The sequence below is a fragment of the Oleiphilus sp. HI0067 genome (assembly GCF_001635735.1).
In genome coordinates, this window is record NZ_LWFI01000922.1 from 1 (window position 1) to 24,300 (window position 24,300).

General features: G+C 40.4%; 23 protein-coding genes and 2 pseudogenes. 10 read left to right on the forward strand and 15 right to left on the reverse strand.

Annotation, left to right across the window (positions count from 1 at the left end):
• A pseudogene (locus tag A3739_RS10755) lies at window positions 1-672 on the forward strand (glucose-6-phosphate isomerase); the annotation flags it as partial.
• A 21-nt stretch (window positions 673-693) separates the two neighbouring features.
• On the opposite strand, the gene folK reads toward A3739_RS10755, so the two are convergent.
• From folK to A3739_RS10775, 4 genes are read right to left on the reverse strand one after another with little or no spacing between them, the layout of a single operon-like run.
• Window positions 694-1,173 (reverse strand): 2-amino-4-hydroxy-6-hydroxymethyldihydropteridine diphosphokinase, encoded by a 480-nt coding sequence (gene folK / locus A3739_RS10760; RefSeq protein ID WP_068482507.1) that lies wholly within the window; start codon window positions 1,171-1,173, stop codon window positions 694-696.
• Window positions 1,173-1,529: a dihydroneopterin aldolase gene (folB, locus tag A3739_RS10765; protein ID WP_068482504.1), complete on the reverse strand. Its 357-nt coding sequence runs from the start codon at window positions 1,527-1,529 to the stop codon at window positions 1,173-1,175. Before folB ends, folK begins: the two co-directional genes overlap by 1 nt.
• A gap of 8 nt (window positions 1,530-1,537) precedes the next feature.
• Window positions 1,538-2,578: a tRNA (adenosine(37)-N6)-threonylcarbamoyltransferase complex transferase subunit TsaD gene (gene tsaD / locus A3739_RS10770; RefSeq protein WP_068482500.1), complete on the reverse strand. Its 1,041-nt coding sequence runs from the start codon at window positions 2,576-2,578 to the stop codon at window positions 1,538-1,540.
• A gap of 34 nt (window positions 2,579-2,612) precedes the next feature.
• On the reverse strand, window positions 2,613-4,091 hold the full coding sequence (locus A3739_RS10775) for a hypothetical protein (protein ID WP_068501303.1): 1,479 nt from the start codon (window positions 4,089-4,091) through the stop codon (window positions 2,613-2,615).
• A gap of 138 nt (window positions 4,092-4,229) precedes the next feature.
• Between A3739_RS10775 and trxA the strand changes: the two genes are divergently transcribed.
• From trxA to A3739_RS28775, 3 genes are all read left to right on the forward strand, one after another.
• Window positions 4,230-4,556, forward strand: coding sequence for a thioredoxin TrxA (gene trxA, locus A3739_RS10780; RefSeq protein WP_068474951.1), 327 nt, complete (start codon window positions 4,230-4,232; stop codon window positions 4,554-4,556).
• A 52-nt stretch (window positions 4,557-4,608) separates the two neighbouring features.
• Entirely contained in the window at window positions 4,609-5,241 is a 633-nt protein-coding gene (locus A3739_RS10785) for a molybdenum cofactor guanylyltransferase (protein WP_068474948.1), read from the forward strand.
• Window positions 5,242-5,370: 129 nt separating this feature from the next.
• A complete protein-coding gene (locus tag A3739_RS28775) occupies window positions 5,371-5,532 on the forward strand; it encodes a hypothetical protein (protein ID WP_156502538.1) in 162 nt (53 codons plus the stop codon).
• 45 nt (window positions 5,533-5,577) lie between these two features.
• On the opposite strand, the gene A3739_RS10795 is transcribed toward A3739_RS28775, so the two are convergent.
• From A3739_RS10795 to dnaA, 10 genes are all read right to left on the reverse strand, one after another.
• Window positions 5,578-6,357 (reverse strand): amino acid ABC transporter ATP-binding protein, encoded by a 780-nt coding sequence (locus A3739_RS10795; RefSeq protein WP_068474940.1) that lies wholly within the window; start codon window positions 6,355-6,357, stop codon window positions 5,578-5,580.
• A 12-nt stretch (window positions 6,358-6,369) separates the two neighbouring features.
• Complete coding sequence (locus A3739_RS10800; protein ID WP_068474938.1) at window positions 6,370-7,473, reverse strand: amino acid ABC transporter permease; 1,104 nt, start codon at window positions 7,471-7,473, stop codon at window positions 6,370-6,372.
• Window positions 7,474-7,484: 11 nt separating this feature from the next.
• Complete coding sequence (locus A3739_RS10805) at window positions 7,485-8,675, reverse strand: amino acid ABC transporter permease (protein ID WP_068474934.1); 1,191 nt, start codon at window positions 8,673-8,675, stop codon at window positions 7,485-7,487.
• A 74-nt stretch (window positions 8,676-8,749) separates the two neighbouring features.
• Window positions 8,750-9,763: an amino acid ABC transporter substrate-binding protein gene (locus A3739_RS10810; protein ID WP_068474931.1), complete on the reverse strand. Its 1,014-nt coding sequence runs from the start codon at window positions 9,761-9,763 to the stop codon at window positions 8,750-8,752.
• 287 nt (window positions 9,764-10,050) lie between these two features.
• Entirely contained in the window at window positions 10,051-10,845 is a 795-nt protein-coding gene (locus tag A3739_RS10815) for an alpha/beta fold hydrolase (protein ID WP_068474928.1), read from the reverse strand.
• A 155-nt stretch (window positions 10,846-11,000) separates the two neighbouring features.
• Window positions 11,001-13,421: a DNA topoisomerase (ATP-hydrolyzing) subunit B gene (gyrB, locus tag A3739_RS10820; protein WP_068477554.1), complete on the reverse strand. Its 2,421-nt coding sequence runs from the start codon at window positions 13,419-13,421 to the stop codon at window positions 11,001-11,003.
• A 28-nt stretch (window positions 13,422-13,449) separates the two neighbouring features.
• On the reverse strand, window positions 13,450-14,559 hold the full coding sequence (locus A3739_RS10825) for a DNA replication/repair protein RecF (protein WP_068477556.1): 1,110 nt from the start codon (window positions 14,557-14,559) through the stop codon (window positions 13,450-13,452).
• Between the two features lie 50 nt (window positions 14,560-14,609).
• Complete coding sequence (locus A3739_RS10830; protein ID WP_068477558.1) at window positions 14,610-15,890, reverse strand: AarF/ABC1/UbiB kinase family protein; 1,281 nt, start codon at window positions 15,888-15,890, stop codon at window positions 14,610-14,612.
• Window positions 15,891-15,906: 16 nt separating this feature from the next.
• Window positions 15,907-17,010, reverse strand: coding sequence for a DNA polymerase III subunit beta (gene dnaN / locus A3739_RS10835; RefSeq protein WP_068477560.1), 1,104 nt, complete (start codon window positions 17,008-17,010; stop codon window positions 15,907-15,909).
• 15 nt (window positions 17,011-17,025) lie between these two features.
• Complete coding sequence (dnaA, locus tag A3739_RS10840) at window positions 17,026-18,486, reverse strand: chromosomal replication initiator protein DnaA (protein WP_068477561.1); 1,461 nt, start codon at window positions 18,484-18,486, stop codon at window positions 17,026-17,028.
• 630 nt (window positions 18,487-19,116) lie between these two features.
• Between dnaA and rpmH the strand changes: the two genes are divergently transcribed.
• The 6 genes and pseudogenes from rpmH to A3739_RS31415 form a co-directional block, all read left to right on the forward strand.
• Window positions 19,117-19,251 (forward strand): 50S ribosomal protein L34, encoded by a 135-nt coding sequence (rpmH, locus tag A3739_RS28090; protein WP_082878358.1) that lies wholly within the window; start codon window positions 19,117-19,119, stop codon window positions 19,249-19,251.
• A gap of 10 nt (window positions 19,252-19,261) precedes the next feature.
• Window positions 19,262-19,630 (forward strand): ribonuclease P protein component, encoded by a 369-nt coding sequence (rnpA, locus tag A3739_RS31410; protein WP_068476076.1) that lies wholly within the window; start codon window positions 19,262-19,264, stop codon window positions 19,628-19,630.
• Window positions 19,631-19,668: 38 nt separating this feature from the next.
• Window positions 19,669-19,914 carry a membrane protein insertion efficiency factor YidD gene (yidD, locus tag A3739_RS28095; protein WP_082878359.1) on the forward strand — a complete coding sequence of 82 codons (246 nt, stop codon included), beginning with the start codon at window positions 19,669-19,671 and terminating at the stop codon, window positions 19,912-19,914.
• A 33-nt stretch (window positions 19,915-19,947) separates the two neighbouring features.
• Window positions 19,948-21,609, forward strand: coding sequence for a membrane protein insertase YidC (gene yidC, locus A3739_RS10850; protein WP_068483006.1), 1,662 nt, complete (start codon window positions 19,948-19,950; stop codon window positions 21,607-21,609).
• A gap of 3 nt (window positions 21,610-21,612) precedes the next feature.
• Window positions 21,613-22,980, forward strand: coding sequence for a tRNA uridine-5-carboxymethylaminomethyl(34) synthesis GTPase MnmE (mnmE, locus tag A3739_RS10855; protein ID WP_068483003.1), 1,368 nt, complete (start codon window positions 21,613-21,615; stop codon window positions 22,978-22,980).
• 137 nt (window positions 22,981-23,117) lie between these two features.
• A pseudogene (locus tag A3739_RS31415) lies at window positions 23,118-24,152 on the forward strand (MFS transporter); the annotation flags it as partial.
• Here the strand turns inward: A3739_RS31415 and A3739_RS31420 are convergent.
• A complete protein-coding gene (locus tag A3739_RS31420) occupies window positions 24,086-24,292 on the reverse strand; it encodes a DUF2523 family protein (protein WP_369819767.1) in 207 nt (68 codons plus the stop codon). The pseudogene A3739_RS31415 and the gene A3739_RS31420 sit on opposite strands and share 67 nt — an antisense overlap.
• Window positions 24,293-24,300: the final 8 nt, after the last annotated feature.

The window sequence follows — 24,300 nt, forward strand, 5'->3', positions numbered from 1 at the left end:
TTTTTAGGTCACGCATCGATTGCGGTTATCCCTTATGACCATCAACTACGATTCTTGCCCGAGCACTTACAGCAACTCGATATGGAAAGCAATGGTAAAACCGCTGATACAGAAGGCCATCAAATTAGCTATGCCAGTGGCCCATTGCTATTCGGTGGAGCGGGCACCAACGGACAACATGCTTATCATCAATTATTCCATCAGGGACGAGGCGCCGTTCCTATCGATTTCATCATTGCGAAAAACAGTCCTTATCCCGTACGTGATAACCACGCTCACTTACTTGGCAACTGTCTAGCTCAAAGTCGCGCGCTAATGGTTGGAAAATCGCGAAAGAACGCAGAGCAAGAACTTCTAGATAAAGGTGTTGCACCAGAGGAAGCGCGACGTATCGCACCGCATAAGGTGATCGCGGGTAACAAGCCTAGTAATACGCTACTTGTTGAGATGTTTAGCCCCGAGTCTATCGGTGCTCTAGTTGCCTTGTACGAACACAAAGTGTTTGTTCAAGGTCAAATATGGGGCATCAATTCATTTGATCAATGGGGCGTTGAGTTAGGTAAGGTATTAGAAAAAGAGTTGTTTCCTTTGCTCACTCAGGAAGCCGAGAAAAACAAGATAGATGCTCTAGACCCTTCAACCGCTAAGTTAGTACAACTCTTGCGTAGCTAGCCTGAGAATATGGTTCCTGGGCTAAAAAGGAACCTTTTCTAAATTCTGCCTTGTCGGTAATTGATTTATCAATTGACGATAAGGCAGCCCGCTCTTTGGCTCTAATTGATCAGCACAGAGATCAATCATCGGCAATAAAACGAAGGCATTATAAAATAGCTCGGGGCGAGGAAGTTCAACACCATCATGTATACCAACTAACTCGTTATATGTGATGATATCAATGTCTAAGGTTCTAGACGAAAATTTAGGTCCTGCTCGAGATCTGCCATGCTGGTCTTCTATTTCTTTAAGAACATCATTTAATTCAGAGATAGTCAGAGTCGTTGTAATACCAACGACCAAGTTAAAAAAATTAGACCCCTTAAATCCAACCGGCTCACTTTCATAAACAGGAGATACGGTAAGCTCTCCAAATTTTCTCTCAAGACATCTCAAGCAAGAACGGATATTCTTTTCCCGTTCAATGTTGCTTCCTAAACTCAGATAAACCTGCGACATTATGGTCGTGTTCGCTCTAGAATAATACCAACGCGATGAGCACTTGCTACAGCTTCGGGTTTCGCCAATTTTAGTTTAATCTTAGAGACCTCAAAAGCTTCGAATATATCGCTAATAATGCGCTCCGCTAAATACTCGACAAGGTCATGGTGCTGCTCTGTTACAAGGGCCTCTATTCGTTGAGCAACCTCGGCATAACTGACTGTATCGACAATATCATTGCTCAGCGCTGCTCGTCGTAAATCAACATCGAGTACGCAATCTATTACCAAAGGCTGCTTTTTCTGCTTTTCCCAGTTGAAAATACCAACTGAAGCATCAAGCATTAAACCCTCTATAAAAATTTTATCTTGCATAGTTTTTACTAATTAACTGGCTCTAATTGATCCATAGGCCAACGAGGTTTAACAACAGCGGTTCCGTCACTTTTCTGACCCGCTAACAATCGCTGTGCACCCGCATAAGCGATCATTGCACCATTATCTGTGCAGTATTTTTGCCGAGCATAATAAACGGAAGCGCCGATTGTTACTTCCATTTTTTTAATCGTCTCTCTCAAATTAATATTGGCACTAACTCCCCCTGCAATCACAAGACGTTTGAAGCCTGTTTGCTCTAGTGCTCTTCGACATTTAATCATTAAGGTATCCACGACAGCATCTTCAAAAGCTAACGCAATCTTAGCTTTTTCTTTGTCGTCAAAAGAGTCTGCTTGTTTCGCCTTGTTAACTGTATTGAGGGTAAACGTTTTCAGACCACTAAAACTGAACTCTAAGCCTGGACGATCTGTCATTGGCCTAGGAAAACGATACGGCGTTCCGCCGAGCTCTTCTCGAGCGAAAGATGCTAACTTCGCGATTTGAGGACCGCCAGGGTAATCGAGGCCAAGCATTTTTGCAGCTTTATCAAATGCCTCACCAGCTGCATCATCAAGCGATTCACCTAAAATTTCGTATTCGCCAATACCCTTCACTGCAACTAACTGTGAATGTCCACCCGATACAAGTAAACCAACGAATGGAAATTCAGGAGGCGTATCCTCAAGCATCGGTGCTAGAAGGTGGCCTTCCATATGGTGCACGCCGATGCTGGGAATATCGAGTGCAAAAGCTAATGCTTCAGCTATCGTTGATCCAACTAACAATGCACCAATCAAACCAGGGCCCGCGGTATAGGCAATTGCATCAATATCGCTCTTGGTTTTACCCGCATCGTTTAACACTTGCTCAACCAGAGGAAGTGTTTTACGTATATGGTCTCTAGACGCTAATTCAGGGACTACACCGCCGTAATCAACATGAAGATCAATTTGGGAAAACAAAGCGTCAGCAAGCAAACCTTTGTCCGTGTCAAAAAGAGCGATTCCGGTTTCATCGCATGAGGTTTCAAGGCCAAGAACTAACATTATTGTGTATCAATCATAAAAACTCGTAAGGTTATCAAAAACTTAGTTCAAATCCGATTTTTCTTAAATAATTTCGTTCAATTTCTAAGTTTTCAACGGTAAGGGGATGCTTTTCTAGCCAGCCCTTTTTAAATGCTAAGTGGACAGATTTTGAGCTAACTTCTAAATGAAAAGGGATAGACCTTACTTTTCGATCCGATGCGAATAAAACAGCAATCCGAAATAAAAGCGTCAATTTAAGTATTGCCTCATCGACACGCTCAAAATCTTCTAAGGGAATTTTTCTTCTATGCGCTCTAACAAGTAAGGCTAACTCTTCTTGGCTTCGTTTCGAAAAACCAGCCAGATCAGAGTTCGCCACTAAATACGCGCCGTGACGATGATATTGGCTGTGAGCGATAGCCAGACCAATTTCGAATAACTTTGATGCCCAAGTTAGTAAACCCTCATATCGAGGGTGATCTATCTGCCAATCTGTCTTCGCTTTTCTAAAAAACGCCTTAGTAATGTCTGCGACATAGTCACCATGGGCGATGTCTGCTCCATAGCGTTGTTGTAAAGCGCTAATGCTTCTATCTCGAACATCTTCATGATCAAGTCTACCAAGCATGTCATAGAGTAAACCTTCGCGCAGAGCTCCTTGTGTATACTCCATTTTTTTTATTTTGAGTGCTTTGAACGCTCCCATTAAGATCGCTAAACCAGCTGGAAATATGCTTAAGCGTTCTTTCTTTATATTTAGCTCGTTAAGGTTATCAATATGGCCAAGTTCAATGATTTGATCTCGTAAAGTCTTCAATCGCTTATAGGATAGTCGCTCTATCTGAATGCCATCTTCTGCTTCTAACGCTTGAAAAATTGCTTTGATGGAGCCTGAAGCCCCAACACATTGCTCCCAACCCTTCTTCTTATATATTTTCTTAATCGGCATGATTTCGCGCTCTGCTTGAACAACAGCTTTATGGAAACCGATCTTTGTTATTTTTCCGTCTTTAAAAAAACGCTCCCTAAACGAGACACAACCCATGTGCAAACTTGCGCGTTCAAGTGGTTCAAATCGTTCACCAATTATGAACTCCGTCGATCCACCACCTATATCGATCACTAATCTACGGCCATCGTCATCAGCCAATGTATGTGAGACACCTAAATAAATTAAACGCGCTTCTTCTAAACCCGAAATAATTTCTATGCGCGCACCTAATTTTTGTTCCGCTTTAGCTATAAAGTTCCCACCATTTTTTGCGACTCTCAATGCATCAGTTCCAACGACTTGAATCATACTTTTGTCGATATTGTGTAATCGTTGAGAAAAACGGTCGATGCATGCAAGAGCGCGTTCAATGGTGTCCGCCTCAAATGCACCTTGGCTATTAATACCAGCAGCTAATTGAACTTTCTCACCCAAACGGTCGGTAAAGCGGACTTCCCCTTGCTTTACGCTAGCAACAGCCATATGAAAACTGTTTGATCCAAGATCAATCGCTGCGATCTCTCTATTGTCAATTGTCATTGTTGTATTACCAAAGCCGTAGGCATCCTTGAAATCCAAAATTAAAGCTATATATTGGAACTATCTTCACGCATTTTAGGTGAAGGCTGACTATTAGAATAGTGCAGCCCACAGTCATTTACGTTTTAAGGTTTAATAATGAGCAATAGTATTTTAAATGTTACAGATGCTTCTTTTGAGCAAGAAGTATTAAACTCTGATGTTCCTGTATTAGTTGATTACTGGGCCGAATGGTGTGGTCCTTGTAAAATGATCGCTCCGGTTCTTGAAGAGATTGCTGAAGACTACGCAGGTAAAGTTAAAATCTGTAAGTTGAATATCGACGAAAACGACCAAACACCACCGAAGTATAATATCCGTGGTATTCCAACACTTATGCTATTTAAGAATGGCAACGTTGATGCAACTAAAGTTGGTGCACTTTCTAAGTCACAACTAACAGCTTTTGTTGATAGCAATCTGTAGTAAATTATTGAATATAAAGCAGCTCAATGAGCTGCTTTTTTTTTCTTAAATTATGCCTAACCTCCAAGATATTCGTCAAAAGCTTGCGTCTTTAGGGACATCCTGTGATGCAGGTGTACTGTCAGGCGGTCAATCACTCCGTATGGGTAGTGAAGACAAAGGCCTAGTGAATTTTCTTGGTAAACCTCTAGCAAGCTACCCAAGTAGACTTCTCTCTCCTTTAGCTCAAGATCATCAGACGATCATTAGCTGTAATCGTAATTTTGATCAATATAAACAGATTTCTCAAAGAATCTGTCGTGATCGATATTCTGAATTCTTTGGTCCCCTCGCAGGTATTGAAGCGCTTCTATCTAACTCAAGTTCAGATGTGTTATTTATCTCACCTTGCGACACGCCTCTTGTTACATCTGAATGCTTTACCGTTATTGCTAACCACATTATCACGCAGCTTGAATCAGGGACTGATTTAAAACCCGTCGCTTTAATACAGAACAATCAAAAGCACCCATTACATTGCTGTCTACCTAATCGCTCTCTTGGTTCGGTAATGCGTGCGATTAGTTCACGGCACTTTAAGTTAATTAAGTGGCTTGAAGATGAAGGGGTTATTTGGGCAACCGGCCCTTCTGCTTGTTTTGACAATGCAAACTCTCTCGAGGACCTAGCCCTTTTAGAAAGGTAGATTATCTCAAGTATAAACTAACCAAATGGTTAAATGTTGATCTTTATGGTTAATTTGTATACTATCTTTTTCGAAATTCAAACAAGCGTTTTAAAAGGGCGTTTAAATTTAATTAGGGATATTTTAAACATGTTTATTGATGTACATGTCGCATTTCTTTTAGCTGCATTATCTGTTCTTTTTGGTATTACTTATACGCTAGGCACGTTTCTAGATCATCAAACTAAGAAACTTCTTGAACGAAAAAGAAGTGAGGAATCAGCAGCTACGAACGCAGCGATTAAAGCATAGAACATTAAAAAGGCGGGTAACTGATCAAGTCCCCGCCTTTTTAGTTTAATGATCAAGTATTTGACTGAGGAACAGCTGCAAGCGATCAGTTTCAGGGTGATCAAAGAATACATCGGGCGTATTCTGTTCAACGATTTCTCCCGCGTCCATAAATATGACTCGGTCAGCAACCTTTTTGGCGAAGCCCATTTCATGGGTAACACAAAGCATCGTCATCCCTTCATCAGCTAGCTCGACCATCACGTCGAGAACCTCTTTAATCATTTCTGGATCAAGCGCAGATGTTGGCTCATCAAACAACATAATCTGTGGGTTCATACATAGAGACCTAGCAATCGCTACACGCTGTTGTTGTCCACCAGATAACTGTCCAGGGAATTTATTCGCCTGATCCGGTATTTTAACGCGCTCTAGGTATTTCATTCCCGTTGCTTCTGCTTCTTCTTTCGGCTTTTTCTGAACCCAAATTGGCCCTAAGGTGAGATTTTCTAGAATCGTTAAATGCGGAAACAGGTTAAAGTGCTGGAATACCATCCCTACTTCGCGACGAATAGTTTCGATATTCTTAACATCTTCAATCATCTCAATTCCATTAACCACTAAAGAACCGCGTTGGAATTCTTCTAAGCGATTGATACAACGAATCATCGTTGATTTACCGGAACCAGAAGGACCACAAATTACTATCTTCTCGCCCTTCTTTACATCTAAATTGATGTTTTTCAGTACATGAAAATTTCCGTACCACTTGTTTAAATCTTTAATTTGTATTACCGGTTCATCAGAAGAAGCGGTCTGAACTGTTTCTTGTGTATTATCACTCATGTGTAATAACCTCTAATTCCTATGACTCGTATCTAGTTTCTTCTCGATATTTGCACTGATCATCGACATACCAAAACAACACACCCAAAATACAACAGCTACAAATATATACCCTTCAGGAGCATGCCCTCCTAACCAATTTGAGTTTGTAAGTGCGGTTTGTGTTGTACTCAACAATTCAAAAATACCAATGATCAATAAGAAAGTTGTATTCTTGAATAGCATGATGAACGTTGCCAAGATGTTTGGCATTGAAACCTTAATTACTTGTGGAAAGATTATCAGCAGTGTTTTTTGCCAGTAACTTAGACCTAGTGAATCTGCGGCTTCATATTGTCCTTGTGGAATTGCCTGGAACCCACCTCTAAATACTTCAGCCATATATCCTGACATAAATAGAATTAGAACAATCCACACACGCAATAACTTGTCTACGTTCGTTCCCTCAGGAAAAAACAATGGAAGCATTACTGATCCCATAAAGAACAATGCGAGAACCGGAACACCACGGAAAAATTCGATCAATACAACACACACACTTCGTATAAAAGGCATGTCTGATCGACGTCCTAGAGCCCATAGGAAACTCAAAGGAAAGGCAATAATGATGCTTGCAGCAGCTAGAAAAATATTAAGAGAAAAACCACCCCAATAATCTGTGCTTACAAATTCTAATCCAAAGAGCCGACCATCTAATAAGGCCGCACAAATAAACGGATAAGCCAAAAATAATGGTACACCCACAGTATTACGCAGATGTTTAGGCAATGCGTATGGCGCAGCAATAACCAAGATCAATGCTACTAAACCTGTATTTACTCGCCACAGTTCTTCTATAGGATAACTTCCATATAAGAATTGCTGCATCCAAGCAGAAACGAATACCCAACAAGCCCCATTATCATTTGTACAATCAGCCTGTGTGTTGCCGGACCAATTTGCTTGAATGAATAACCAATCAATTAAGCCAGGTAAAACGCTCGCCAATAAGCCTAGAATAACGATCGTAGCGATGGAATTTGGAACATTAGAAAACAAGTTAGCTCTAATCCAAGCAGCTACGCCCATAGTCTCCTCTGGAGCTGGCTGAGCTTCTTGCGGTTTAAAAACTCTCATATCACCCTCTCCTATTTACGTTCGACTAACGCAACGCTAGCGTTAAACCGATTCATTAAGAATGAGATAGTCATATTAATAACGAAATAAACGGCCATCGTCATAAATACAATCTCTATAGCTTGTCCTGTCTGATTAAGCGATGTGCCTACGAAGACTGTAAACAAATCAGGGTAACCAATGGCTGTTGCCAACGTAGAGTTTTTCACCAAACTTTGATATTCAGAATTCAACAGAGGAACAATTACTCGCATCGCTTGAGGAACAATGATCAATGACATAATTCTGTTTTCACGCAGACCAATACTGCGCGCTGCTTCAGTTTGCCCATGTGGAACAGATTGAACTCCCGCTCTTACCGCTTCTGCGATAAAAGCTCCCGTATAAACAGACAGAGCGATAGTCAGTGCCATTAACTCAGGTATAACAGTAATTCCTCCACGGAAATTAAAACCTTTGAGCTCAGGAAAATCCCATGTGAAAGGAACGCCCATTATGAAAAGGGTGATAAGTGGCAGCCCCAAAAGGATCCCAAGACTTGTTAACGCAACGGGGAACTGCTCTCCTGTATCGTCTTGACGTTTTTTAGCCCATTTCTTGAGAAAAACTATTGCTGCGATAGCTACAACAATCGAACCATAAACAATGGATGAGCCAGCGCCACCAACTAAATCAGGTAAATATAATCCACGTACATTGAGGAAGATGACTTCGCCTAAACTTAAGCTCTCGCGCGCGCTTGGCAACGATGCTAAAACAGCGAAATACCAGAAGAATACTTGTAACAATAATGGGATATTTCTGAAGGTTTCTACATAAACAACAGATAAGCGTTTAATAAGCCAGTTGTTGGAAAAATATGCAACACCTATAAGAAAGCCTAAAACGGTCGCAAAGAAAATCCCAACGATCGAGACTAAAATTGTATTTAACAACCCAACAACAAATGTCATTCCATATGTTGACGTTGCCGAATACGGCACCAGGGTCATGAGTATATCGAAACCAGAGGCGGTAAATAGAAAATCAAAACCGCTCTTTATGCCTCGCGCCTCCATATTGTTCAGCGCATTTGAAACTATAGAATAGAAAAAATAACCCAGTCCAAACAATAGTAAAGCCTGATATAAGATGGCCCTAACTCTTGGGTTATTGAGCATTGAGCCTGAGCTCGATGCTTTTGCACGAATTTCTTCGGACATATAGTGCCTCTAGTCTTGGGGTGTAATTTAGAACGGCAAAAGGGGCATAAAGCCCCTTTATTTACCTATTCGAATTAACGAATCGGTGGTGAGTACAGGAAGCCACCTTTATTCCATTGCTCGTTAATGCCACGTGCAATTTTAAGAGGAGAACCCATACCTACATTACGCTCGAATGACTCGCCGTAATTACCTACTTGTGAAACGATGTTGTAAGCCCAATCAGCACTTAAACCAAGCTTCTCGCCAGCATCACCTTCAGTCCCAAGAAGACGCTTCTGAGCAGGCTTACCGTTGTCTTTCATATCAGCTGCGTTCGCAGAATCGACACCCAAGAACTCAGCTTCGATCATTGCTACCAAAGACCACTTAGCGATGTTGAACCACTCGTCATCACCCTGACGAACAACTGGACCTAGAGGTTCCTTAGAGATAACTTCTGGAAGAACCATTGCTGAATCTGGATCCTTCAAACCAATACGAATTGCGTATAACTGCGATTGGTCAGAAGTAAGAACATCACAACGACCACTTTCAAAACCAGCACGTGTTTGATCTGAAGTATCAAATGTTACAGCAGTATATTTCATACCGTTTGCACGGAAATAATCTGCTAAGTTCAACTCAGTTGTTGTACCAGCTTGAATACAAGCCGCAGCACCATCTAACTCAAGAGCACTTTTAACACCAAGCTTTTTCGACACCATGAAACCTTGACCGTCGTAGTAGTTAACGCCTGCAAAGTTTAATCCCAGAGAGGTGTCACGAGTGTGTGTCCATGTAGTGTTACGAGATAAGATATCAATCTCACCAGACTGAAGCGCTGTAAAACGCTCTTTAGCAGTTAAAGGCTTGTATTGAACCTTAGATGCATCGCCTAAAACAGCTGCTGCAACAGCTTTACAGACGTCGACATCTAGACCACTCCATTCACCCTTTTCGTCTTTCTGAGAAAATCCAGCAAGACCAGTACTCACACCACAAGAAAGCATTCCGCGTTTTTTAACGTCTTCAAGCGTTCCTGCATTTGCACCAAAAGATAAGCCTACTGCAAGACCTGCAGCGACCAATGAAGAGAATTTCAACATTCGTGTTCTCCTAAGTTTTGTTTTCTTCCAAAAAGGATTTCGCAGCGCACCTAAGCAACAACAGAAAGCTGACACATGCACTGATGTGAGCTCTATATACAAAATTGATGCCACCACGATTCGCATTATTATTGTTCGCCCGAAAGTTCGGACATTTCAGCGTCATCATTAGCGACGCAATCAGTGTCATCTATTTCAAATAGATTTACAACAGGCTTAAATGCTTAAAAACACCGCATTTATTAAGTCTAGCTCATAATGAAATATTGTATTCTTTCCGTTGATAACTATTGTGAAATGAAATGCTTGTGTAAGAAACGCTCACATAGTGCATTAAAGACTTGGGGTTTCTCGGCGTGTAACCAATGAGATGTATCAGGAATGACCTTTAATTGGGCATGAGGAAATAATTTCGTTGTAATATCGCGATATTCTGGCGCAATATAATCTGACAATGCACCGGCTATGAACAATGTTGGACCGTTAAATTCTTCGCCAACCGGCGCAGCAAGAACATTATAATAATTGCTTTGAATTGCGTTTAAGTTGAAACGCCAACCAAGCTTTTTTGATTCTTCCCCTACAGCCTTTAAATTCTTAATAAGAAACTGTCTGACTCCAACATCTTCCACAAACTTATTAAGTGCTGTATCTGCCTCTCGTCTATTTGCTGGAGGATAGTTAGCTAAATACTCTAAACCCTTCAAGATTTGAACATGACCGGGCTTATATTCTACCGGCGCAATATCAGCAACGATTAAAGCTTCAACTGTATCTGGGTAAGATAAAGCATATTGCATTGCTGTTTTCCCTCCCATTGAATGGCCAATAAGAGCGACGCTGTTGATATTTTGATGTGTTAGGTACTCATCAACATCATTTGCCATCAATAAATAATTCATATCAGTGACATGAAATGAATTGCCATGATTTCTCAAATCCAATAAATGGACGGTGTACCCTTCCGCTAAGTGTTTTCCTAGTCTCAATAAATTATCAGAAGCAGCAAATAACCCATGAAGGATGACGACATGTTTGTTAACTTCTTCTGGTCCTTCAAGAACACGCGCGTTCAATAGCATATTTCATCCACGTATTATTTGTCGTTAGTCTGCTATCAGTCTGAATTTTAACTATAAGTAAATATCTACTAACGCTGAGTAACAAAGATCAGATAACAAAAAGCCGTACTTTTATTCAAAGTACGGCTTTAACAGAACATTCGATAATCTTCTAGCTATACATCTAGGTTGGTGACTTCTAGAGCATTAGATTGAATGAAGTCACGACGAGGTTCCACTTCATCACCCATTAGCGTTGTGAATATCATATCAGCTGCAACGGCGTCTTCGATATTTACCTTCATCATTCTGCGAGTGTCTGGATCCATTGTAGTTTCCCATAATTGATCTGGGTTCATTTCACCCAAACCTTTATAGCGTTGGATCGATAATCCTCTCTGTGCATCTTTCATAAGTAAATCAATGAGAGAACCGAAGTCTTTCACCGGAATATTCTTTTCACCCTTCACCACAAATGCATTGTCTTCTAATAAACCAAGTAAGGCTTCAGCAGTTTTCACAATAGCTAAGTAAGAACCTGATTCAAAGAAGTCTGATTTGAATATATATGGTGTCGAAATTCCATGAACATAAGCTTCGATCTTAGGTAAGAACAATCCTGTTTCTTGATCAGCAAAAACTGATGTCACGTAGTTTGTACCGGTAGATGTGTCTAGACCCAAATTCTCAGCCAATGCATCAGTCCAAGTTTTTACTTCATTCTCATCTTTTAAGTTTTCAGAAGTAAGGCCTTTGACTTTCAATAATGCTTGAAGGACTTTCTCAGGGTACGTACGAGACAATCTTGAAATCGCATCTGAGGCAATACGATAATCATTTACTAAGGCTTCTAATGCCTCGCCAGTTAAAGCAGGAGCATCTTCATTTACGAATAACTGTGCACCATCTAGCGCTGTTTGCGTCAGATAAGCTTCTAAAGATTTCTCATCTTTTAAATACTGTTCTTGCTTGCCTTTCTTCACTTTATAAAGAGGTGGCATGGCGATAAAGACATGGCCTCGCTCAATGATTTCACGCATCTGCCTGAAGAAGAAGGTAAGCAATAAAGTACGGATGTGTGAGCCGTCAACGTCAGCATCGGTCATAATAATGATGCTATGGTAACGAAGTTTTTCAATATCGTATTCTTCACGACCGATACCACACCCCAGCGCAGTAATTAATGTGCCAACTTCAGCAGAAGACAACATTTTATCGAAACGCGCTTTTTCGACATTTAAAATCTTACCTTTCAGCGGCAAGATCGCTTGGGTTTTTCTATCACGCCCTTGCTTAGCTGAGCCACCTGCTGAGTCACCCTCCACGATGTATAGTTCAGATAAAGCCGGATCTTTCTCTTGGCAATCTGCCAACTTACCTGGTAAGCCAGCGATATCTAAAGCACCTTTACGTCTTGTCATTTCTCGTGCTTTTCGGGCTGCTTCTCGTGCTCTTGCCGCTTCAATCATTTTGCCAACAACAGCTTTAGCTTCTTGTGGAGCTTCCATTAGATATTCACCAAATGAAGCATTCATCTCTTGTTCAACTGCTGATTTAACTTCTGACGAGACCAATTTATCTTTAGTCTGAGAAGAGAACTTAGGATCTGGAACTTTGACAGAGATTACCGCTGTTAGCCCTTCTCTAGCATCATCTCCAGACGTTGCTACTTTAGCGTTCTTACCCAACCCTTCCCGATCAATGTATTGATTGAGAGAGCGTGTTAGAGAGGCTCTAAAACCTGCTAAATGCGTTCCGCCATCTCGTTGAGGAATGTTATTGGTAAAGCAGTATATATTCTCTTGGAAGCCATCATTCCATTGTAAGGCGACTTCAACGCCAACGCCGTCCTCACGCTGAGTAGTAAAGTAAAATACTTTATTGATGGTAGTTTTGTTTGTATTCAAATACTCAACAAAAGCTTTTAAACCACCTTCATACTCAAATACTTCTTCTTTGTCTGTACGATTATCTCGTAGGACAATTCGAACACCAGAGTTCAAAAAGGCAAGTTCACGAATACGTTTTGCCAATAAATCATAATGAAACTTGATGTTTGAAAAAGTCTCAGGAGATGGCTTGAAATGAATTTCTGTACCAGTCGTTTCAGTTTTTCCAATTACAGCCAAACGTTCTTGAGGGACACCATCGTGATAAACCTGCTCATGCACTTCACCATTACGACGGATCGTAAGTTTTAAGTTACTCGATAAAGCATTTACAACCGAAACACCTACACCGTGTAAACCACCAGATACCTTGTAAGTGTTATCATCAAACTTACCACCTGCGTGAAGTACAGTCATGATTACTTCGGCAGCAGATACACCCTCTTCTTCATGTATATCAGTTGGAATTCCTCGACCATCATCAGAGACTGATACAGATTCATCTTCGTGAATCGTAACTCTGATTTCTGAACAATATCCAGCCAAGGCTTCATCGATAGAATTATCAACAACCTCAAAAACCATATGGTGCAAACCGGTTCCATCATCGGTGTCGCCGATATACATCCCGGGGCGTTTTCTTACCGCATCTAAGCCTTTTAGAACTTTAATGCTAGACGAGTCATAAGAGTTTTGAGTATCGCTCATTAGCTTTCCTGAATTACGTCAGATTAGTTTATTTATAATCACTTATCTTACCATGTTCCACGTGAAACATTCGTGTTTTATCCAGTAAATTACAGCGTTCTAACACTCTGCTATAAAGCATTGTATCGAGCGTTGTTGCTATGACAGACGTTCCGCTTTCATAGAGCAGACATAATAATCGCTCTAAATTGGGTTCATCTAACTCAGCAGCAAGATCATCCAGCAAAAGAAGACTGGTACTATTATTTTGTTCTCGAACAATTCGTAAGTTCGCCAAGTGAATTGCTAAGACAACGAGCTTTTGCTGTCCACGCGACAAACCCTCCTGAATTGGCAAGCCTGAATAAGTTATTTTTAGATCAGCACGATGCGGCCCAAATTGAGTTGCTCTTTTCTTAATATCAGACTCTATGCTTTCGGCCAAAACATTTGATAAATCCTGATTTGAGTCCCAACCAGATTTAAGCGTTATAGTTATGTGTTCAACAATTTCAGGACTTAGTAACTCACCGATTGCTGATTCAAAATAGTTTTGATAACCCTTAAAAATTTCAAACCTTAAGTTATTAATTTGTGAACCGTAGTATGAGAGTTGTCGGTCCCACGGTGCTAACTGCGAAGGATTCATAACACCTTTTCGTAAAAGAGCGTTACGTTGCTTCAAACAACTTTGGTAGACTTTTAAAAGGTCATTGAATGAATGTTCCACGTGGAACATCATCCAATCGTATAAACGTCTTCTAGAAGAAGCTCCACCATCGAACACATTAAAGCTACGCGGTTCAACAATCTGGGTAGGGTAAATGGATGCAAGCTCGGAGATTGACTGAACAAAATCACCATCGACTTTGGCAACATACTTATCGTTTAAAGATTTCCTTAAAGCTACTTGATGAGATCTATTAGAAAACTCAAGTTCAGCACGGACAATGAAGCTGTCCTTATTACTGTTATTAGAGATTATGTTTTTTGTCTTACCAGAGCGAAAAGACTTACCGTTCAGAGCAGTGTAGATACTTTCAAGGAAACTAGTTTTACCCGAGCCGTTATTTCCAAAAACAATCGTGAATGGAGACGAAAACTGGAGTGTTTGATCTTTTAAATTTCGAAAACCAGCTACCTGAAATCTATTAATCATGTTCTAACAAAATCAAATAACTGGTGTATTGAAGAGTACTACAAAAGATTCTAATGCAGCATGCTTAGCCGAGCATCGACAAACATATCTAATTCAGGAGCTAAAATATGAACATAACGATCAAAATAAAGGAACTGTTTTAGCAGCAGGGCAAACTCTCTAGGAAAATGTAATCCATGCTCTTCCCCTACCCTAACCATTTCCATCAAAATGTTATTAATATCGTCGTCATCACTACCAGATGAATCCCCGAGCAACGCATAATCTGGAACCATTACATCCATCTTATTGAATAAACCACGAAGATCTGCGGCTAAATCCTGTGACTGAACATCTGTGTCAGTAATACCGATACGGATCATCGCATCAGCCATACCTTCAAAATTCCCGATCATAATAGATGAAATAAAATCCGAGACAGCTTCCCACGTGCCAGGATTTATCCGACCAACGATCCCGAAATCAATAAATCCAATGCGACCGTCGTCTAACACCATCAAGTTACCGGCATGTACATCAGCGTGGAAAAATTCACACTGAGTCAAACTAGCAAACCAAGTATTCATAGCTGTAATTAGCGTTTTTTCAGGGTCATCACAATATTTACGAATACTCTCTAAATCCGTTAAAGAGGAGCCGTAAAATCTTTCCATTGTTAGAATACGTCTTGAACATGCCTGTTTATAAACTTTAGGCACAACTACATCGTGATTATCGCTTTCTAATAAAAATGCACGAAAAGTATCTAGATTTTTCGCTTCTTTAATGAAATCACATTCTTCCATCATGGTCTTTTGAATCTCTTCAACAACACCAGAGATAGATGTCCATGACAACTTCGGTGCGACTTTTTCTAATAACCGAGCACAGACGTAAAGAAAATTAAGGTCCGTCAACAGGACGTTTTCAACACCTGGTTTTTGCACCTTAATAACCACATCTTCACCAGTAACAAGCTTTGCCGCATGTACTTGCGCGATTGATGCCGAAGCTAATGGTTTCTCTTCGATATAGCTATAAACTTTTTCTGGGCTACACCCAAGTTCTTGAGTAATGATTTTTCTAACAACCGAAAATTCAAATGGTGGGGTTTGATCTAAACAATATTGAAATTCATCCACATACTCTTTTGGAAAAAATGTGGGGGAGCTAGCAATAAACTGCCCTAACTTGATATAGGTTGAGCCCAACTGCTCAAAAACCTGTCTCAACAAAACAGGGTTAGGCGGACGCTTACCAAGAACCCATTTGGACCCCGTTAATCCAAGCACTTTTGCTGTCTGTGTAAGTCGAAATGCACCCTTTACAGAATCTACCAACAACCCTTTCATCCCTATCCCTCGTTATTTAAAGTCGCATAGGCATAACAACATAAAGGCAACCATCCTCGTCGCCAGACTCAAGTAACGCGGACGAACTAGCATTAGAGAGAGTCATTTTTACGCTGTCTGACTTTATTGTATTAAGAACATCAATCAAATAGCCAACATTGAACGCTATTTGCAATTCAGGTCCATCATACATGACATCAATCGAATCCTCTGCCTGCTCGTGCTCAGGGTTATTTGCATACACTTGAACTTGACCGGGAGTTAGATGCAGCTGAATACCTCTAATGTTCTCATGTGAGAGAATACTTGCGCGCGTAAACATTGCCTTCAATGATTCACGATCGGCGATCATAATTTTGTCGCCGCCCTGCGGTATCACTCGATCGTATTCAGGAAACTTACCGTCTATCAATTTCGACGTAAATTTATAGTTCCCGATTTGAGATTGAATATGATTGTCACCGATAAAGACAGCAACCTCATTATCAGAGTCAGAAAGTAGACGACTAAATTCCTGAACACCTTTTCTTGGAACGATAACCTGTAACTTATCTTGTAATACTTGAACAGTATCAACGCTGGCCAAGGCTAGACGATGCCCATCTGTCGAAACCGTTTTAACATACTGATTTCCAATTTCGAGCAACATTCCATTTAGATAATATCGAACGTCTTGCTGCGCCATCGCAAATGAAGTGGCATCGAGCATGGCTTTGAAATCACCTTCACTAAATCGAACTTCAATATCCTGAGGATTATCTTCCGTATTAGGGAATTGATCCGCTGGTAATGTCGCTAATTTAAAATGACTTTTACCTGCTCTTAGGTGAGCTTTATCCGCTTCTAAACTCAACTCAACCGTTGCTTCTGAAGGTAAAGAGCGACAAATATCAGCTAACTTACGTGCAGGTATAGTAGTACGTCCTTCAGCGGAAATTTCGGCGCCTTGTAGCTGACAAACAAGCTCGACTTCCATATTTGTGCCTGTCAAAGAAACCTGACCTTGCTCTGCAACAACAAGAATATTTGAAAGCACTGGCATTGTTTGCTTTCGCTCAACCACGCCTGAAATAATTTGAAGCGGGCTTAATATGTCATCTCTGCTAATCGAAAATTTCATTCTTTCTGGCCTTGCTTACATCGTTAATTTTTTCATGAAGTTTGAATAATCTTCTCTAATACTTGCATCTGTCTTGTTGAGTTCAGTTATTTTTCTGCAAGCATGTAAGACTGTTGTATGGTCACGCCCACCAAAGGCATCCCCTATTTCGGGTAAACTATGTTCCGTTAACTCCTTAGCTAAGGCCATAGCGACTTGTCTCGGCCGCGCAATAGACCTTGTTCTTCTGGGAGAAAGAAGATCGGCTACTTTTATTTTGTAGTACTCAGCAACCGTTCTTTGGATATTATCGATACTTACCTGCCGATCATGAACAGATAATAGGTCTTTCAAACATTCCTGTGCGAAAGTCGGCGTGATGTCTTGACGTGTAAAACTTGCGTTCGCCGCTACCAATCTAAGAGCGCCCTCTAACTCTCTTACATTCGATCGAACACGTCGAGCAATAAAGAAAGCAGCATCTTCACGTAACACAACACGTTCTTGTTCTGCCTTACGCATTAATATCGCTACTCGCGTTTCTAATTCAGGAGATTCTAATTTCGTCGACAAACCCCAACCAAATCGAGAAGTTAGACGCTCTTCCATATTCTCAATTTCTTTAGGATAACGATCACTCGTCAATATGACTTGTTTATCCCCATCAAGTAAGGCATTAAACGTATGAAAAAACTCTTCCTGTGAACGCTCTTTTTTTGCAAAGAATTGAATATCATCGATCAACAATACATCAAGAGATCGATAGTACTTCTTAAATCTCGCAATATCGTTAGCTTGAAGTGCTTTGATCATATCACCAACAAAACGCTCAGAATGCAGATATACAATTTTCGCATTGGGATTGCGTGCTTTTATCTCATTTCCGACGGCGTGCATGAGATGTGTTTTACCCAACCCAACATCACCATAAAGAAACAGTGGGTTATATGCTGAACCAGGCTCATCAGCTACTCGCATTGCTGCAGCGCGAGCCATATGGTTAGCTTTACCTTCTACAAAGGTTTCAAACGTAAATTTAGGGTTCAGATTACTCTTATGTGAAATATCGTCAGCACCGCTAAACTCGTTAGGCTTCTTAGTGGCTAAGGCCAGACTTTCCTGCTTTGGCGCAGAACTTGATGCGCTAGCTCCACTGTTTTGTTCGCGATCAGCATCCGATGATGAATTTCTAGCTTCAAATGGTGCAGTAACTTTGCTTGCTTCAACAAGTGGCTTTGCAGGACCTTTATTCTTAGTGGCTTGCCCAATTGACAATCTGATATCGTAATTCGTTCCTGACAACTCTTGGATAAGATCCTTAATACGCTTGACGTATTTATTCTTTACAAAATCCAAAACAAATCGGTTTGGTGCAAACAATGAAATTACATCGCCTTGCATATCAAACTGGAGAGGCTTTAACCACATACCAAATTGATCAGCAGATTCTTCTTCCTCTAAACGAGCAAGACAATTTTCCCAAATTGACTCAGCCATCAATTTCCCAAGCACACAAATTATTGATTAAAGATTTATCTCAGAAGATAAAAGTTGTCACACTGAGCTCTGTATTGAATAACACAGACACTAGACTGGCTGAAATGACATGAATGTACTTTGCAGCGCTACGAACGAGAGTAAGTTTACCTATTGTTTAGCTTTATATCTATAGCAAAAAACAAAGCTATACACAGCCTGTTAATAGTTTTTATTATAAAATTCAACAAATTAACAACTTACTAACAAGCTTGTGCACAAAATTAAATTTTAAATTTTTTATCCACAGTAAGCATTTACTAACTTGTGTAAATCAAAATGAATAACACGTTGAATAACTACAACTAAAAGTTATCCAAGATTTCTTCCAAGGCTTATTGAGGGCTTATCTACATAGTTAAGCACGTACTTACTAATCCAATAAATTATTGATTTTTATGGGTTTTTTATTGATATCCACAGAAGTTAGCGCCTACTAATAACTACTATTCACTATCTATTTCTTTTTTCTTATATTTATTAACTCTCACTACGTTCGAGAAAAGATAAAAAAAGGTTTGCGTGTTTAGATTAAAAGCCATACAATCCCGCACCCTGAATTTTTGCCAAACCAAGTTGTGAGTATTGCAAATGAAAAGAACATTCCAACCAAGCGTACTTAAGCGCAAGCGTACACACGGTTTCCGTGCACGCATGGCTACTAAAAGCGGTCGTCAAGTACTTGCTCGTCGTCGCGCTAAAGGCCGTAAAGTATTGAGTGCATAAGCATTCTATAATGACGGAAACGTCAGATAATACTTTTCCCAAATCGATACGCCTTCTGAATGCGAAAGATTATTCTGACGTATTCAGTGGCGTCGATATCAAACTCTCCACTCAATATTTTCTCTGTCTCGCAAGCAAACAAGAGCTCCAACATCCAAAGCTTGGGATCATTGTTGCGAAAAAAAACGTTAGATTCGCTGTAAACAGAAATCGCATAAAACGCGTTTTACGTGAAAGCTTTCGACAATCCCAACATAAGCTTCCTTCCTATGATCTAGTCTTCATGGCTAAACGCTCGGCTGCCGACGCTGAAAACGAAAACTTAAATAAAGAACTGCAATATATTTGGCGAAAGCTAAAACAAAGAGCTAAATCGTAGTACACTTGCCGGCGGTTTTTTAAACGGTCCATGTAGAAATGCTAAAAAAGCTATTTTTAATTCCAATACGCTTTTATCAACTAGCAATCAGCCCTATATTGCCTCCATCTTGTAGGTACTCACCTACCTGTTCGGAGTACGCAATTGAGGCAATTTCTGTGCATGGGCCACTCAAGGGTTCTTGGTTAGCATTAAAAAGAATTGGACGATGCCATCCTGGTTGTAAAGGCGGATTCGACCCTGTTCCGCTAACTAAAGACTCTGAGAATAAAGATATTTTATAGCACCTACGATAATAAATTAGTTGGTTTGACTGAATGGATATTAAAAGAACGATTATTTTTGTTGGCTTAGCCATCGTGTCTTATATGCTTGTTTTAGAATGGAACAAGGATTATGGAACTGCGCAAACGAAAGCCAAGGTAGAACAACAATCAGTTGTAAATGATGTGAGTTTTTCAAACGAAACTAGCGCTGAAGCTGAGTTTGCGGTACCGGGAGAGCAGACACAGTTATCTGAATCAACTAGCTCATCAGCAGCAAGTCAGTATATTTCTGTCGTAACTGATGTATTAGATCTGAAAATCAATACTGAAGGCGGTAACTTAGAATCAGCGTTATTGCTCAATTACGATGAAGGTTTTGATACGAATACGCCGCTTCCATTGCTTCAAAATGATAACCAACGATTTTATATTATCGAAAGTGGTTTATTTGGCAAAAACGGTTTTGACTCGTCTAAAAATGGCGGTAAACCGATCTATCAAAGTGCCCAGACTTCGTATGTGTTAGCAGACAATGAAGAACAGCTACAAGTTGATCTCAACTTCACTTCTGACGATGGCGTAGCTTTAACAAAACGATATACATTTGCTCGCGATGATTATCGTATTAACGTTGAATATTTAATAGATAATCAATCTCAGAACACATTCGAAGCGAATTTTTCAGGCAAGATTGTACGTGATAGAACCGTAGATCCATCACAACAAAATAGCCTAGGTATGCAGTCATATCTCGGTATGGTTCTGTCTAGCGCTGAAGAACCTTATGAAAAAATTGATTTCGAAGACATGCTCGAGTCGCCAGTGAATCAACAGATTCAAGGTGGTTGGATTGCATTTATTCAGCACTACTTTATTTCAGCATGGATTCCCGATTCTGAAGTCGTTCAAACGTATCAAACACGTGTCAAAAATGGTCGTTACTTGATGGGTTATATCAGTCCTGCGACTGTTGTAGCACCTGGCGAGAAAGCAAGTGTCGGTGGGCAACTATATCTTGGCCCTAAGATTATCGATCGGCTTGAAGCAACAGCGAAGAATTTAGACTTAACCGTAGATTATGGCTGGTTATTCTTTGTAGCTTATCCTTTGTTTTTATTGCTAGATTTCTTGCATGGCCTCGTCATGAACTGGGGTGTTGCAATTATCTTGGTAACTGTCGTCGTCAAAGTCTTATTCTTTAAATTATCTGCTGCGAGTTATCGCTCGATGGCCAACATGCGTCGTGTTGCGCCGAAATTACAGCAGCTGAAAGAGCAATATGGTGATGATCGCCAGAAAATGTCTCAGGCGATGATGGATCTTTACCGTAAAGAAAGTATTAATCCGCTGGGAGGCTGTTTACCAATCTTGGTTCAAATGCCGGTGTTTATCGCTCTATATTGGGTGTTGATGGAGAGTGTGCAGCTACGTCATGCGCCATTCTTCTTATGGATTGAAGATTTATCAGTTCAAGATCCTTTCTTCGTGTTACCTATTTTGATGGGCATTAGTATGTTCATTCAAATGCAGTTGAATCCGACCCCCCCTGATCCAATGCAGGCGAAAATTATGAAGATAATGCCTGTGATGATGACTGTATTCTTCTTATGGTTCCCTTCTGGACTGGTTCTTTACTGGTTAGTAAACAACATTTTATCGATAGCACAGCAGTGGTACATCACACGCCAGATTGAGAATGGTGCAAAAGCTTAGGGTATGACGGACTATCATTCTGACACCATCGCGGCGATTGCCACGGCAACGGGCCGTGGTGGTGTTGGCATAGTTCGTATATCAGGAGAAAAGGCGGTTTCAATCGCGCAATCTTTTCTTCGACAATCTCCGACTCCACGCCAAGCGCTTTACAGCACTTTCTTTGATGAAAATGGGCAAGCTATTGATCAAGGCATAGGCCTGTATTTTAAAGCTCCTCATTCGTTTACTGGAGAGGATGTGTTTGAGTTACAAGCACATGGTGGTCCAGTTGTTTTGGATATGCTGCTTAATACTTGTTTGGCTCATGGAGCTCGACTAGCAGAGCCTGGAGAATTTACTCAGCGTGCCTTTCTAAATGACAAGATAGATTTAGTTCAAGCTGAAGCAATAGCCGACTTAATTGATAGTAATTCTGAGGCTGCAGCACGCAGTGCTTTGCGTTCTTTGCATGGTGATTTTTCGAAGCGCATTACAAGTTTGACGAATGAATTGATTAAAATTCGGATGTTCGTTGAAGCTGCGATTGATTTCCCTGAAGAAGAAATAGACTTTCTTGCTGATTCCCAAGTTTTGCAACAATTAGATGGCTTGATTCTTAGTCTAGAAAGAGTCTTGAGTTCAGCGAATCAAGGTGCCCTCCTCACTGAGGGGGTTCGAGTTGTTATTGCGGGGCGTCCAAATGCTGGGAAATCGAGTTTATTAAATGCTTTGGCGGGAACGGATTCCGCGATTGTTACTGATATTGAAGGGACAACACGAGACGTCTTAAAAGAGCAAATCAATTTAGACGGCTTGCCTTTACACATTATCGATACTGCTGGTTTGAGAGATAGTTCTGATAAAGTTGAACAAATTGGTATCGAGCGAGCTTGGGCCGAAATAAACCAAGCTGATCTTATTCTGTTAGTTTTTGATGGAAAAAAAGAACCAAATTTTGATCCAAAAAATGATTGGAATGACTTTTTAGCGCGATTAGATCGACAAGATCATATTTTTCTTGTGCAGAATAAAATTGATCAAACAAGTGAGTCATCAGAATTCGTAAGCGATGGGGCTTATCCACTTATTCGTTTGTCCGCCAAGCTAAACAATGGTGTTGATTTGTTAAAACAAGAGCTCAAGAGCTTTGTGGGTTTTAAACAAGTTGAAGAAGGTACATTTACCGCTAGACGACGTCATTTGAACGCCTTAGATACTGCTTTGACGCATGTACGACTTGGGCGAGATCAGTTAGTGGTTGCTAATGCAGGTGAGTTACTTGCTGAAGATTTGCGTCTTGCTCAAGAAGCTCTGAGTACAATTACAGGACGTTTTAGTCCTGATGATTTACTTGGAGAAATATTTGGCAGTTTTTGTATAGGTAAATAAATACTATTACTGCAAACAAAATCTAAAGGTATTCAAGGATGAGCCAAAGTCAGTTATTAAAGAACAAAAAATTCGCTCCATTTTTCGCCACGCAGTTTTTTGGCGCCTTCAACGATAATATATTCAAAAATTGTTTGATGTTGATCGTTGCTTATCATGCCGTTGATAAGATTGCAGTGGATACCAATTTACTGCTCAATCTAGCGGCTGGTTTATTTATCCTTCCCTTCTTTTTGTTCTCGGCCATTGCAGGCCAAATTACCGACAAATATGACAAAGCGATGTTGATGCGGCGAATCAAGTTAGCAGAGATCGTATTGATGTCATTTGCTGCCTTAGCATTTATTTTTGAGTTGTATTACGTATTGTTGGCATTGTTATTTTTGATGGGCTTACAAAGTACGTTTTTTGGTCCTGCTAAATACGCGATTCTCCCTCAGCATTTAAAGCCCGAAGAATTAGTAGGAGGGAATGCGTTAGTTGAAATGGGCACCTTCGTTGCGATTTTATTAGGCACGATTGGTGCGGGCTTTATAGTGCAACACCCCCAATACTTGTGGTGGTCAGCTGTGTTAATAGTCGTCTTTGCAGTGATTGGTTATGTTTTTAGTCGGTCAATTCCATCGGCACCATCATCCCAACCTGATTTGCAGATTTCTTGGAATCCCCTGACTAACACTTATCAGATGGTGAAACTGATTAAGGCTGATAAACCAAGTTATTTGGCTATTTTAGCTATTTCTTGGTTTTGGTTTTTGGGTGCTGCTTATCTCACTCAATTCCCTAACTATTCAAAAGTAACGCTCCAAGGTGACGAGTCGGTTGTTACTCTGCTGTTAGCGATATTTACCTTGGGTATCGGCGTGGGCTCAATGCTCTGTGAAAAACTATCATCATCGCGCGTTGAGCTTGGCATTGTACCGTTTGGAGCGATTGGCTTAAGTGTGTTTGGTGTGGATTTATATTTTGCTAGCCAAGTGAATCTTGATCACTCAATTACATGGTTAATGTATTTTACCGGAGAACAGAGCTCGAGAGTCTTAATTGACCTTTTGGGAATTGGCATATTCGGTGGGATATTTATTGTGCCTCTTTACGCTTATGTTCAGAAACGTGCTGCAGAAGAAGTCAGAGCAAGAACAATTGCTGTTATCAATATTATCAACGCATTGTTTATGGTCGCTAGCGCGATTACGGCGATGATTTTACTCGGAATGCTTGATCTTACTATTCCTAAATTTTTCCTTGCATTATCGATTATGAATGTGATCGTTTGTGTATATATCTTTGTTCGAGTAAAGGATTTCTTTATTCGATTCG

Excerpts from the sequence above, each read along its gene's own strand:
- folK (WP_068482507.1), bottom strand. The coding sequence starts at position 1,173 with ATGTCGCAGGTTTATCTGAGTTTAGGAAGCAACATTGAACGGGAAAAG.
- folB (WP_068482504.1), bottom strand. The coding sequence starts at position 1,529 with ATGCAAGATAAAATTTTTATAGAGGGTTTAATGCTTGATGCTTCAGTT.
- tsaD (WP_068482500.1), bottom strand. The coding sequence starts at position 2,578 with ATGTTAGTTCTTGGCCTTGAAACCTCATGCGATGAAACCGGAATCGCT.
- A3739_RS10775 (WP_068501303.1), bottom strand. The coding sequence starts at position 4,091 with ATGACAATTGACAATAGAGAGATCGCAGCGATTGATCTTGGATCAAAC.
- trxA (WP_068474951.1), top strand. The coding sequence starts at position 4,230 with ATGAGCAATAGTATTTTAAATGTTACAGATGCTTCTTTTGAGCAAGAA.
- A3739_RS10785 (WP_068474948.1), top strand. The coding sequence starts at position 4,609 with ATGCCTAACCTCCAAGATATTCGTCAAAAGCTTGCGTCTTTAGGGACA.
- A3739_RS28775 (WP_156502538.1), top strand. The coding sequence starts at position 5,371 with ATGTTTATTGATGTACATGTCGCATTTCTTTTAGCTGCATTATCTGTT.
- A3739_RS10795 (WP_068474940.1), bottom strand. The coding sequence starts at position 6,357 with ATGAGTGATAATACACAAGAAACAGTTCAGACCGCTTCTTCTGATGAA.
- A3739_RS10800 (WP_068474938.1), bottom strand. The coding sequence starts at position 7,473 with ATGAGAGTTTTTAAACCGCAAGAAGCTCAGCCAGCTCCAGAGGAGACT.
- A3739_RS10805 (WP_068474934.1), bottom strand. The coding sequence starts at position 8,675 with ATGTCCGAAGAAATTCGTGCAAAAGCATCGAGCTCAGGCTCAATGCTC.
- A3739_RS10810 (WP_068474931.1), bottom strand. The coding sequence starts at position 9,763 with ATGTTGAAATTCTCTTCATTGGTCGCTGCAGGTCTTGCAGTAGGCTTA.
- A3739_RS10815 (WP_068474928.1), bottom strand. The coding sequence starts at position 10,845 with ATGCTATTGAACGCGCGTGTTCTTGAAGGACCAGAAGAAGTTAACAAA.
- gyrB (WP_068477554.1), bottom strand. The coding sequence starts at position 13,421 with ATGAGCGATACTCAAAACTCTTATGACTCGTCTAGCATTAAAGTTCTA.
- A3739_RS10825 (WP_068477556.1), bottom strand. The coding sequence starts at position 14,559 with ATGATTAATAGATTTCAGGTAGCTGGTTTTCGAAATTTAAAAGATCAA.
- A3739_RS10830 (WP_068477558.1), bottom strand. The coding sequence starts at position 15,890 with ATGAAAGGGTTGTTGGTAGATTCTGTAAAGGGTGCATTTCGACTTACA.
- dnaN (WP_068477560.1), bottom strand. The coding sequence starts at position 17,010 with ATGAAATTTTCGATTAGCAGAGATGACATATTAAGCCCGCTTCAAATT.
- dnaA (WP_068477561.1), bottom strand. The coding sequence starts at position 18,486 with ATGGCTGAGTCAATTTGGGAAAATTGTCTTGCTCGTTTAGAGGAAGAA.
- rpmH (WP_082878358.1), top strand. The coding sequence starts at position 19,117 with ATGAAAAGAACATTCCAACCAAGCGTACTTAAGCGCAAGCGTACACAC.
- rnpA (WP_068476076.1), top strand. The coding sequence starts at position 19,262 with ATGACGGAAACGTCAGATAATACTTTTCCCAAATCGATACGCCTTCTG.
- yidD (WP_082878359.1), top strand. The coding sequence starts at position 19,669 with ATGCTAAAAAAGCTATTTTTAATTCCAATACGCTTTTATCAACTAGCA.
- yidC (WP_068483006.1), top strand. The coding sequence starts at position 19,948 with ATGGATATTAAAAGAACGATTATTTTTGTTGGCTTAGCCATCGTGTCT.
- mnmE (WP_068483003.1), top strand. The coding sequence starts at position 21,613 with ATGACGGACTATCATTCTGACACCATCGCGGCGATTGCCACGGCAACG.